Raw genomic sequence first — 11935 nt, 5'->3', positions numbered from 1 at the left:
AAAACCGCTGGAAGCGCTATGAAACTGCTCGTCTTACTTTTGGTTCTGGCTTTGCGTCGCCGCGATGGCGGCTGGCCCGGAGTGCTGGCTCGCCCGGACCGGCACCAGCGCTGCCTCGCCACCTTGTCGCCGGTGCGTCACGGTATTCCGGGCTGGTGGCTGAGCGTGGCCCTGCCGGCGATCCTGGTGGCGTTGCTGTTCGGTTGGCTGGCCGGCGGCTGGGGCAATCTGCTGGTGCTGGTATTGGGGACCGCCCTGATGCTGTGGTTGGCCGGCGTGGAAAGCGAATTCCGGCTGGTGGATGAGCTGCTGGTATGCGGGCGCCTGAACGATGGCGAAGCGCTGCGGGAACTGGCCGAGCAGGCGTTGCCAATCACCGGCGAAGCCGGTTCCCGGGACTGGTTCCGGCAATTGGAAAGCGGCTTCCTGGAACGGGTCTTTGTTTTGTTCACCGCTTTATTCTGGCTGATGACACTGGGGTTCGGCGCGGTGGTGCTGTTCGTACTTAACCGGGCCTGGTTACAGCGTCACCGCGAACACAGCGACTGGGCACAGAGCCTGGACGCGGCGCTGCGCTGGATCCCGGCGCGCCTGACGGTGCTGGCGCTGGCACTGGCGGGCCAGTTCGGCGCGGTGACGCGGGCGGCGGCGGGTAAACTCTGGCGCCTGGACGACAGCCGTGAACTGCTCAACGACACCGCCCAGGCGGCGGAACCGGTGGAGGAAAGCGCCGAGAAGAGCACCGAGGAGCCGCTGGCGGCGGGAATGGATCGTCTGGAGGCACTGCACGGAGTGCTGCTGCGTGCCCTGGCGGTATGGCTGATCTTCGCCGCGCTCTGGAGCTTGCTGGCTTGATTGGCATGAATTCGCCATTTGCTGGCAAGCCAGCTTCCCACAGCGGTTCCGTAGCACCCTGTGGGGGCTGCCTTGCCGCTCCCCCTCCCAGGTAATCGCCGTCACTTCCCCCATAAAAATGAAACGCTATTTCGGTTACGGTTTGCCCGTCATGGGGCGGTGGGGGAATCGTTCGAGGCCTGTTACTATGGCCGGTGACCTCCTGGTCAGGGGCCCTGAATAACACTTTGGCTCCTTAGCTCCTTCGGCTTTGATTGCCCTCGAATCCCCGGAGGAGCGAGCTTCCTCGACCTGTCGCGACGACCACACCCGGAACCGTCGACACAGGCACGACATTCGCTGTCGCGGCGATCCCGCGACGGCGTGGCTAACGCGATTAAAAAGGACGCAAGCCCATGCAGAAAAGAAACTTCTTCGATGATATCGATCCGGCGGAAACACGCGAATGGCTGGACGCGCTGGAATCGGTAATCGAACGGGAGGGGCCGCAACGGGCCGCCTGGCTGTTGGATGTATTGACCAACGGGGCCCAGGAACAAGGCGTATTGCGCACCCACCTGAACACCCCGTACATCAACACCATTCCGCCTCGCAAGGAGGCGCCGTTACCCGGCGATTTGTTCATGGAGCGGCGTATTCGCTCCCTGATCCGCTGGAATGCGTTGGTCACGGTGCTACGGGCCAACAAGAGTGATGACGATCTGGGTGGTCACATCGCCAGCTTCGCCTCCTCCGCGACCCTCTACGACGTCGGCTTCAATCACTTCTTCCACGCGCCTCACGATGACAACCCCGGTGACCTGGTGTTCTTTCAGGGGCACTCCGCTCCCGGTGTCTACGCCCGTGCCTACCTGGAAGGCCGTATCGACGAGGAACAACTGGATAACTTCCGCCGGGAAGTGGCGGGCAAGGGACTATCTTCCTATCCGCACCCCTGGCTGATGCCGGATTTCTGGCAGTTCCCCACCGTGTCCATGGGGCTGGGGCCGATGCAGGCCATCTACCAGGCCTATGTGATGAAGTACCTGCAGAATCGCGAGCTGGTTGCCGACCATAACCGCAAGGTCTGGGCCTTCCTCGGCGACGGCGAGATGGACGAGCCCGAATCCCTGGGCGCGCTGTCCATGGCCGGCCGGGAACAGTTGGATAATCTGGTGTTCGTGGTCAACTGTAACCTGCAGCGCCTGGATGGTCCGGTGCGCGGCAACGGCAAGATCATCCAGGAACTGGAAAGCCTGTTCCGGGGCGCCGGGTGGAACGTGATCAAGGTGATCTGGGGGCGCCTGTGGGATCCGTTGTTGGAAAAAGACGACGAGGGGCTGTTGCGCCGCCGCATGGAGGAGTGCGTGGACGGTGAATATCAGGCCTACAAAAAGAACGGCGGTGCCTATACCCGCGAGCACTTCTTCGGCGCCTATCCGGAGCTGAAGAAAATGGTCGAGCACATGAGCGATGAGGACATCTATCGTCTCAACCGTGGCGGCCACGATCCGTTCAAGGTGTATGCCGCCTATAACGAAGCGGTGAACCACACCGGTCAGCCCACCGTGATTCTGGCGAAAACCGTGAAGGGTTACGCCACCGGTGCCGGGGAAGCGGTCAACAAGACGCACCAGATGAAGAAGATGGATCTGGAGAGCCTGAAGGAATTCCGCGATCGCTTCGACATGCCGTTCACCGACGAAGAACTGGAAGCGATTCCCTACTACAAACCGGAAGAGGATTCTCCGGAACTGCGCTACATGCGTCAGCAGCGGGAGAAACTGGGCGGCTACATGCCGGTGCGCCGGCGTGAAGCCAGCCAGTCCCTGAAAATGCCGGGCCTGGATTTCTTCGCCAACTTTCTGGAAGGCACCGGCGACCGGGAAATTTCCACCACCATGGCGTTCGTGCGCATGCTCAACGCTCTGGTCAAGGACAAGACCCTGGGCGAGCGGGTGGTGCCGATCGTACCCGACGAAGCACGAACCTTCGGTATGGAAGGCATGTTCCGGCAGTTGGGTATCTACTCTTCCAAGGGCCAGAAGTACGAGCCGGAAGATGCCGGCCAGGTGATGTACTACCGCGAGGACAAGAAAGGACAAATCCTCGAGGAAGGCATCAACGAAGCCGGCGCCATGGCTGCCTGGATCGCCGCGGCCACCAGCTACAGCGTCCACGATTTCACCCTGATTCCGTTCTTTATCTACTACTCCATGTTCGGCTTCCAGCGCACCGGGGATTTCTGGTGGGCCGCCGGTGACAGCCAGGCCCGCGGTTTCCTGCTGGGCGGCACCGCCGGGCGCACCACACTCAATGGTGAAGGTCTGCAACACCAGGACGGTCACAGCCATGTTCTCACCAGCACGGTGCCGAACTGCGTCAGCTACGATCCCACCTACGCGTACGAAGTGGCGGTGATCCTGCAGGATGGCCTGAAGCGCATGTATGAAGACCACGAGAACATCTTCTACTACCTGACGCTGATGAACGAGAACTACGTGCACGGCGCCATGCCGGAAGGCGCCGAGGAAGGTATTCGTCGCGGCATGTATCTGTTGCACGAAGGCAAGGGCGGCAAGAAGGCCGCGAAGGTGCAGCTGTTGGGCTCCGGCACTATTTTGCGCGAGGTGGAAGCCGCGGCGGAGCTGTTGTACCAGGACTTTGGTGTCAGCGCCGACGTCTGGAGTGTCACCAGTTTCAATGAGCTGCGCCGGGAAGGCATCCGTGCCGACCGTGATCGCATGCTGGCTCCGGAGCGCGACAAGCATGAGCCGACCTGGGTGGAGCGCTGTCTGGCGGACCGCGCCGGCCCGGTGATCGCATCCACCGACTACATCCGGGCTTACGCGGATCAGATCCGGCCCTGGATCAAGGCGCCTTATCGGGTGCTGGGCACCGACGGCTTCGGCCGCAGTGATTCCCGTGCGCAGCTGCGCCACTTCTTCGAGGTGGACCGCTACTTCGTGGTGCTGGCGGCGTTGACCGCGCTGCGCGATGAAGGCGAGGTCGAGGCCGACGTGGTGAAAAAAGCCATGGAAAAATACCGAATCGATCCGGCCAAACCCTACCCGGTGACCCACTAATGATTTTCCACTCTTCTTCCACAAGAAGGAGCAACGCGTGAGCAAGGAAACCATTCGAGTCCCCGATGTCGGCAGCAGTGATCCTGTGGACGTCATCGAAGTGACTGTGAAAGAGGGCGATACCATCGCCCCGGAAGACACCATCGTGGTGTTGGAATCAGACAAGGCGACGGTGGAAGTGCCGGCGCCGAAAGGCGGCAAGGTGCTTGGTCTGCTGGTCAAGCAGGGCGACAAGGTCAAGGAAGGTGATCCGCTGCTGGAGCTGGACGCGGAAGCCGGGGACGGTGACGCTGAAGAGGCAGGGCAGGAACAATCCGACCGGAAGGGCGCCGAGGAAGCCGAGCCGGAGCAGGAGAGCAACAGTACGGACGAAGGTGCCGACAGCGAAGATGATGAACAGGCGGCGGGTGGCGGCAGCCAGACCGTGACGGTGCCCGACCTGGGCGATATCGAAGGCGCTGAAATCATCGAGATTTCGGTCCAGGACGGGGATCAGGTGGAGGCCGAGCAGACCCTGGTGGTGCTGGAGTCCGACAAGGCGTCCCTGGACATTCCTTCACCGGCGGCGGGCACCGTGGCCCGGTTGCGGGTCAAGGTGGGCGACAAGGTCGGTACCGGTGATCAGCTAATGGATCTGGATGGGGCCGGCGGCGGCGGGGCGAAGAAAGCGTCCGGCGACGACGGTAAAGCGGCGGCGAAAGACGGCGGTGACAAGGCCGTGGCCAAAGCCGAATCCAGCCCGGCGAAAAGTGCCGGTCAGACACAAAAACCGGCCGATCAGGCGCCGGCCAGACAAGCAGAAGGGCGTTCCGCCGCTTCCGCGTCCTCCGGTCAGCCATCCGCCCAGGTGCACGCCGGCCCGGCGGTACGCAAGCTGGCCCGTGACACCGGTGTGGATCTGGCGCTGGTCGAAGGATCCGGTCCCAAGGATCGGATTCTCAAGGAAGACGTCCACGCATATTTGAAACGTCGCATGGAAGCGCCCGCCGGGGCGGGCGTGGCGGCGCCGGTGGACGATCTGCCGGACATCGACTTCAGCGAATTCGGGCCGGTGGAGCGGGTGGAATTGAACAAGCTGCGCAAGGTGGCGGCCCGCAACCTGCACCGCAGTTGGATCACCATTCCGCATGTTACCCAGTTCGACGAAGCCGATATCACGGATCTGGAAGCGTTCCGCAAGAGCCAGAACAAGCTGCTGGAGAAGGAAGGCGTCAAACTCACCATGCTGGCGTTCCTGGTGAAGGCCTGTGCCAACGCACTGCGGGCCTTCCCCAAATTCAACAGCTCTCTGGAGAAAGGCGGCGAAGCGCTGATTCAGAAGGATTACGTACACATTGGCATCGCCGTGGACACCCCCAATGGTCTGGTGGTGCCGGTATTGCGTGACGCCGACAAGAAAGGGCTCAAGGAGATTGCCCTGGAAATGTCGGAACTGGCGGCTAAGGCAAGGGATCGGAAGCTGACGCCGGCGGACATGAAGGGCGCCTGTTTCAGCATCTCGTCCCTGGGCGGCATCGGCGGGACTGCCTTCACCCCGATCGTCAATTGGCCGGAGGTGGCAATTCTCGGCGTCAGCCGTTCCGACACCAAGCCCGTATGGGATGGCCAGGCGTTCCAGCCCCGGCTGACACTGCCGTTGTCACTGTCCTACGATCACCGGGTGATCGACGGTGCGGACGCGGCGCGCTTTACCACCTACCTGAGCAGTCTGCTGGGGGATCTGCGTAGAGTGTTGCTGTAGTAAAAGAAAGATCGCGGCCATTTGACCTGCCCCCACTGCTACTCTGCGAAGTCGCTGTGGGAGCGGCCTTGGCCGCGAATTATCTCAGCGCAGTCGGGTTTTATTCCGCGTTTTTCCGTTCCAGACGTTGCTGCATCCGTTCCATGCGCTCCTTCATCTTTTCCTTGCGTTGTTCCTGCAGAGCCTGCGCTTTGTCCCGCTGTTCCGCCGTCAACACCGCGTCCACGCGTTCGCGGGTCTCGTCATGCAGTGTCTTCATTTTCTCGTGCTGTTGCTCGAAGATCGACTCAATCTCGGTGCGTTGAGCGTCGGTCAGGTCCAGGGTTTCCTCCATGCGGTCCATGCGCTGCTCCGGATCGAACTTCATCTTCGGGCCGTGCCCCATGCCGGGGCCGGCGAAGGCGGTGGTGGTAACCAGGGTGAGGGCGATCAGTAGGGCTTTCTTCATGATGCTTTCTCCGTTGAACTTCGATGTACCCAGTGTCGGAGAAAAATGTGCAGAGAGCGTGCAGGAACCGTGGAACAACCCGCGCTTATTCGTCTTCATCGGGATCGTCTTCCGGCTGGGCCTGAAGACGGTAACCCACACCGTAGACACTGCCGATCCAGTCATGGCCGCCGGGCAGCCCTTCGCCCAGTTTGCGTCGCAGCTTGCGAATATGGCTGTCAATGGTGCGATCGGAAACCACCCGATGGTCCGGGTAGATCACATCCATCAATTGATCGCGGCTCCAGATCCGGCCCGGCTGTTTGGCCAGGGTGGCCAGCAGCTCGAATTCGATGGCGGTGAGCGCCACCCGCGCACTCTGATAGACCGCCTCGAAACGGTGACGGTCCAGCTCCAGGCCGCCGTCGGGGTGTTGCTCCGCGGCCATGGAGCGGCGCAACACCGCCTTGACCCGCGCCACCACCTCACGGGGACTGAACGGTTTGCAAATGTAGTCGTCGGCGCCGATCTCCAGCCCCAATAACCGATCCACCTCTTCCACCCGGGCGGTGATCATCAGAACCGGCACTTGAGAAAAACGGCGGATGTTCTTGCACAATTCCATGCCGTCGCCATCGGGTAGCATCAGATCCAGCAGTACCGCCTGGTAATTCCCTTCACGCACACGCCGTTCCGCCTCGCGCACACTGGCGGTCTGGTCCGCCTGGAAGTGGCTGTGGGTCAGATAGTCCGCCAGTAGTTGCGCCAGGCGGGGCTCGTCTTCAACGATCAGTACGCGGGCCATGATGATCCTTGGGCAATCGAATGGTGATACGCAGGCCGCCCAGCGGGCTGTGGCCGGCGGTGATGGTGCCGCCGTGGGCTTCGACGATGCGCTGACAGATGGCCAGCCCAAGGCCGGCACCGCCGGTGCGGCGATTGCGCGAACTCTCCACCCTGAACAGGTGATCAAACAGTTTCGGCAACGCATCCTCCGGCACGCCCGGCGCGGTGTCGTTGAGAGTCAGGCGCCAATGGTCCTGCTCGTCGTCCAGAACCAGTTGCACTTCGCCGCCTTGGTCGGTGTATTTCAGGCTGTTGTGCAGCAGATTATCGAGCAACTGCCGCAGGCGTACCGGGTCGCCGCTAAGGGTGGCCGGCGGCAGGGTGGTGAGCACGGTCAGGCCGTGGCGCTGCATTGCCGGGCGCACAGCGTCCACGGCGTCCTCGCAGAGGGCGTCCAGGTCCACCCGGGTAAAGTGATAGCGCAGGTTGCCGGCGTCGGCCAGAGCCAGATCGTGCAGATCACTGACCAGATGGGTCAGATGGCGAACCTCGGATTCCAGGGTGCTGATGGTTTCCTTGTTCATGGGCCGGACGTCGTCCTGGATTGCTTCCAATTCACCACGCAGCACAGCCAACGGCGTGCGCAGCTCATGGGCGATGTCGGAAAACCAGCGCTGGCGGGCCTGCTGGCCCTGATCCAGGCGCTCCGCCAGACTGTCCACATGGCGAATCAGCTCGCCGAGTTCATCACGACGCTGACTGGTCAGACGGGCCTCGTAGTGGCCTTCGCGCAATTGCCGGGTATGGCGGCTGAGGGCGGTGATCGGCGCCACGAAGTGGCGTGCCAGCAGCCACGACACCAGTAGCGACAGAGCCAGGCCAATCAGGGTCATCCACAACATGAAACGCAGTTGCCGTTCCTGGAACCGGCGATCCATGGAGTCGCGGATCGCTTCCTGGTCCGGATAGACCAGCCAGCCCACGACCTGGTCGCCGATACGGATCGCCACCTTGCGACGGAATTTGGGCGCCACTGGTGGGCCCAGCAGAGGGTGCTTGTCGGCCGTCAGCAACTGCAGGTGACGATGGGCATCGCGGTCGATTTTACGCGGGTCGGGCTGATTGCGGTCACCGGCGAGCCAGTACAGCCGCCCCAATTGACGCGGGTCACGTAACAGAAAGTCCCAACTGCCCCGCTGCGCATAGAGCACCGCCAGGTGATCGGCCAGCCGCTCCACCTGGGCTTGCTGGCGCTCATCCAGATACTTGGACAGGCTCTGCTCGAACGACAGGTAATAGAAGGCGCTGGCCGCCAGGATCAGCAGCAGGAAAGTACCCAGAAAGGTGAGGAACAGCTTGTTGCGTATGCCCATGATGCTCGCGGGAGCCGTGGAGAATCGCTCCAGTGTAAGGCCGCCGGAGGGGTCTCCCTAGCGACTTGCACATTCTTTCAAAATGGAATGCCTGCAAGCCGCGCGGCGTCCGGTCAGCGATCCTCGCGCCGTATCCACTGTGATTCCGGCGTTTCAGCGCGCAGGTTGATCAGGCGGGCCATGATGAACAGCAGGTCGCCGAGACGGTTGAGGATCGCCAGGCTGACCGGGTTGACCTCTTCCTCGGCGGCCAGGGTCACCAGCCGGCGTTCGGCGCGCCGGGCCACGGTACGGCAATGGTGACACCAGGCGGCGTCGGCGTTGCCGCCGGGTAATACGAACTCTTTCAACGGCGGCAGTTCGGCATTGATCAGATCGGCCTGGGATTCGATTTCCACCAGTTCGGCATCGGTGAGGGTGGCGGTGGCGGGAATGGCCAGCTCGCCGCCGATATCGAACAGCCATTGCTGCAAATTCTCGATCAGCCGGTCCAGATCCTCATCAAGCGGGTGAGCGCGTAGTACGCCGAGTGCGCTGTTGAGTTCATCCAGGCTGCCCAGGGCTTCGATGCGGGGATGGTCCTTGGCGACCCGGCTGCCATCGGCGAGGCCGGTATGGCCATCGTCGCCAGTGCGGGTGATGACCCGGTTGATGCGGGTCTTTTCATCCTTGCGGGAAGACATGGCGATTCCTTGTTGATGATGTGGCGTGGGATCCATGAATGTACTCCGGATTCCACCATGGGTGCAGCCCTGACTACGAAGCCGCTTCCCACAGCGGTCTTGTAGCGACCTCCGATTTCATGTCCGCGAGGTCAGGGCGGTGGCGATACGCTCATGGGCCGGCAGTGACAGCCCCAGAGGAGCGGCCCGCCGCAGTAAATAGCCGTTGATGGCGTCGATCTCGGTGCGGGCGCCTTTACGGACGTCGGCGCGCATGGACGAAGTATTACCCGCGGTGGCGCTCGCCACCGCCATCACCCGGGGCAGGGAGTCGCCGGGCCAGGTCGGGTCCAGAGCGGTGAGCAACTGGTCGGCCTCCCGGCACAGTTCGGCGGCCTGGCGTTGCAGTTCCCGGTCTTCCAGCAGCCGGCCGTTGGCCACGTCGTGGAGCGCGGTGAGCGGGTTGATCACCGCGTTGGCCACCAGCTTGTGCCACTGGCGGTGTTGAAAGTCCGTTGGCCAGCTCAGATTTGGCCAGTGTGTGCTCACCTGCTCGAACCAGTCCGGCACGACATCAGTGCCGCCCATCCAGGTCTCGTTCTCCGCCACCACCTGATGTTGTGCGGGCCCGTCCTGCTTCACCGCCGAAGTGGTGACCACTTCGATCGGCAGCACGCCCTCTGGCAGCAGACCATCAAGGCTGCCGAGACCGTTCTGCAGGCGCAGCACCTGGCTATCGACGGTCAGCGGTACTGACTCCAGGGCGGCGGCGCTGTACGGCGCCTTGCAGGCCACTATCAGATGGCGCGGCGGTTCGGTCAGCGCGGCGGGCGAAAGCACCGGCAGGATCAGGTCGCACGGCGGCCTGCCGTCGGCGAAGGTGAGTCTCTTGCGAAGCGGGCTTGCCGTGTCGTGGCGCAGCACGGTCACCGCAAAGCCGGCCTGGCGCAAGTAGTACGCCGCCAGCAGGCCCATGTTGCCGGCGCCGAGCAGGTACCAGGGGTTCATAGCCGCTGTGTCTCCGGCCGGGCGCCGTGCCGGATCAGCCACAGCAGAATCAGCAGTCCTGGTATCGCCATCAGCGCGGTGAGTATAAAGAACACCTCCCAGCGGCCACCGAGAAGATCCACCATCCAGCCGCTGCCGGCGGCCAGGGTGGTGCGGCCCAGATTGCCCAGCGATGCCAGCAGCGCGTACTGCGTGGCGGTGAACTGCCGGTTACACAGGTCGGAGATATAAGTGACGAAGGCAATGGTGGAAACACCGCCGGTGAAGTTATCGAGGATCACGCAGGTCAGCAGCACGGTGTCGTTACGGCCGGTCACCGCCAGCCAGGCGTAGAGCAGATTGGTCAGGGCCATCGCGATACCGGCCACCAGCAGGCCCCGGGAGGCGCCCAATTTGATACTGATGGCGCCGCCAAGAAAGCTGCCCACCCCCAGCGCCACCATGCCGGCGGTTTTAACGTAAGCGAACACCTCCGCCCATTGGTAGCCGATTTCGTTGTAGAAGCGGATCGACATGGTGCCGAGAAACGCCTCGCCGATCTTGAACAGAAAGATGAATCCCAGCAGTACCGCGGCCATTTGTGGGCCGTTGCGGCGAAAGAATTCGATAAAGGGCGCGAAAACCGCGCTTTGCAACCAGCGCGCCATGCGCTCGCCCGGTGGGGCGTCCGGGCGTCCGCTTACCCTGGCTCTGTCCTCGGGTTCCCGTGCCAGCAGGCAGCCGGCCACGCCGAACAGCATGGCGCTGCTCATCACCAGGTAAATCTGGTTCCAGCTGTCGAGCCAGGCGGTCAGCCACAGGGCGATGCCGGCGATCAGCAGATTCCCCAGCAACCAACCCACCACGCCGGCGGAAGCGGCGGCACCCTGTTGGTCCACCGGCACGGATTCGATCCGCAGGGCGTCGATGGCGATGTCCTGGGTAGCGGAAACAAACGCGATGATCAGACAGATAACGCCCACCGCCAGCAGCTCTTTGCTGGGGGTGAACAGGGAGAGCAGCATCAACAGCCCCACCAGCGCGACCTGGCTGAGCAGAATCCAGGCCCGGCGTTTGCCCAGCGCCCGCCCCAGCGGGCCCAGGCGGAAACTGTCCACCAGTGGCGCCCACAGAAAATTGAGCGCGTAGGGCAGGGAGACCAGACCGAACAGGCCCAGGCTGGTACGGCTCAGCCCCTCGTCGGTGAGCCAGGCGGACAAGGTGGAAACGATCATGCCCTTGGGGAAGCCGCTGGCAATACCCAGCAGAAAGATCACCAGGATGCGGCGATCAAAAAAGGCGTTTTCCAGTTTCATTTACTCTCCGGGGGCGGATTCGGCGGCCTCGGGGCGCCATTGGAAGCGGCGCAATGGCACGCGGTGGCCCAGCACCGCCACGCCTTCCTTGTGTAACCGGCGCAGTTGGGTCTCTCCGCTGGGGGTGCCAATCAGCGGCAGCCCACCGTCACCCCGGATCACCCGATGCCACGGCAGTTTGCTGCCCTTGGGCAACTGGCTCATCAGCCGGCCGACAAAACGGGCGTGGCGAGGGTAACCCGCCATGCGGGCCACCTGACCATAGCTGCAGACGGTGCCGGCGGGGATGGCCGCCACAATCTGATAGACCGCGTCGCGGAACTCCTGATTCATGCGGCGAGTATGAAAGTGCCGGGAGCACCGCGCAACCGTGGCATGCGCACAGCCTGCTGAGCCGCCAAGACCCAAGCCTGCCGCCAACTTTGGAGATATGAGCCCGGAGGTTGCTACACGGCCGCTGTAGGAGCTTGCCCTGCAAGCGAATTCTTGGACCGTGGCGCGATTCGCTTGCAGGGCAAGCTCCTTGTATCTCTCCACGAGTGTTGATTAGCTACCGACACTCCCGGGTCGGACCAAAGCCTGGCAAGCTCCTGAGGGCCAAGACCCTGTATTGTAGATCTGGCTCCGACCCACATTCTCTTAAATCTGAACGGTATCCGGGCTCTCCTCACAGCGGGATGAAGCCGTATAAGCAAGGGAAGACACGAGAGATGGCGTTTATTG

Annotated in this window: 10 protein-coding genes; 3 read left to right on the top strand and 7 right to left on the bottom strand. The window is 62.7% G+C overall.

Translation table 11 applies throughout. The annotated features are described in order from the left end of the window. The first annotated feature begins 18 nt into the window (after positions 1-18). The 3 genes from CRO06_RS19405 to aceF all read left to right on the top strand — a co-directional run bounded on the left by CRO06_RS19405 (position 19) and on the right by aceF (position 5661). Positions 19-855 carry a hypothetical protein gene (locus CRO06_RS19405; protein WP_026948634.1) on the top strand — a complete coding sequence of 279 codons (837 nt, stop codon included), beginning with the start codon at positions 19-21 and terminating at the stop codon, positions 853-855. Between the two features lie 395 nt (positions 856-1250). Then, on the top strand, positions 1251-3920 hold the full coding sequence (aceE, locus tag CRO06_RS19400; protein ID WP_022993704.1) for a pyruvate dehydrogenase (acetyl-transferring), homodimeric type: 2670 nt from the start codon (positions 1251-1253) through the stop codon (positions 3918-3920). Between the two features lie 37 nt (positions 3921-3957). Next, positions 3958-5661, top strand: a complete 1704-nt coding sequence (gene aceF / locus CRO06_RS19395; protein WP_097059190.1) for a dihydrolipoyllysine-residue acetyltransferase — start codon at positions 3958-3960, stop codon at positions 5659-5661. 100 nt (positions 5662-5761) lie between these two features. On the opposite strand, the gene CRO06_RS19390 is transcribed toward aceF, so the two are convergent. The 7 genes from CRO06_RS19390 to CRO06_RS19360 all read right to left on the bottom strand — a co-directional run bounded on the left by CRO06_RS19390 (position 5762) and on the right by CRO06_RS19360 (position 11545). Continuing rightward, positions 5762-6109, bottom strand: a complete 348-nt coding sequence (locus CRO06_RS19390; RefSeq protein WP_097059189.1) for a Spy/CpxP family protein refolding chaperone — start codon at positions 6107-6109, stop codon at positions 5762-5764. 85 nt (positions 6110-6194) lie between these two features. Next, on the bottom strand, positions 6195-6893 hold the full coding sequence (locus CRO06_RS19385; RefSeq protein WP_097059188.1) for a response regulator: 699 nt from the start codon (positions 6891-6893) through the stop codon (positions 6195-6197). Next, positions 6871-8247 (bottom strand): ATP-binding protein, encoded by a 1377-nt coding sequence (locus CRO06_RS19380; protein ID WP_097059187.1) that lies wholly within the window; start codon positions 8245-8247, stop codon positions 6871-6873. The genes CRO06_RS19385 and CRO06_RS19380 overlap by 23 nt, the downstream gene beginning before the upstream one ends. Positions 8248-8360: 113 nt before the next feature. Then, a complete protein-coding gene (locus CRO06_RS19375) occupies positions 8361-8930 on the bottom strand; it encodes a cob(I)yrinic acid a,c-diamide adenosyltransferase (RefSeq protein ID WP_035450657.1) in 570 nt (189 codons plus the stop codon). Positions 8931-9047: 117 nt separating this feature from the next. Next, positions 9048-9917 carry a ketopantoate reductase family protein gene (locus CRO06_RS19370; RefSeq protein ID WP_097059186.1) on the bottom strand — a complete coding sequence of 290 codons (870 nt, stop codon included), beginning with the start codon at positions 9915-9917 and terminating at the stop codon, positions 9048-9050. After that, the gene (locus tag CRO06_RS19365; protein WP_097059185.1) at positions 9914-11212 is read right to left on the bottom strand and encodes an AmpG family muropeptide MFS transporter; all 1299 of its coding nucleotides are present in this window, start codon (positions 11210-11212) and stop codon (positions 9914-9916) included. The genes CRO06_RS19370 and CRO06_RS19365 overlap by 4 nt, the downstream gene beginning before the upstream one ends. Further along, entirely contained in the window at positions 11213-11545 is a 333-nt protein-coding gene (locus CRO06_RS19360; RefSeq protein WP_022993696.1) for an MGMT family protein, read from the bottom strand. Positions 11546-11935 lie beyond the last annotated feature (390 nt).

Source organism: Alloalcanivorax xenomutans (assembly GCF_900217905.1).
GTDB classification, from domain to species: Bacteria; Pseudomonadota; Gammaproteobacteria; order Pseudomonadales; family Alcanivoracaceae; genus Alloalcanivorax; species Alloalcanivorax xenomutans.
Note: the sequence above shows the minus strand (reverse complement) of the source record. Positions and strands in the feature narration are given on the sequence as shown.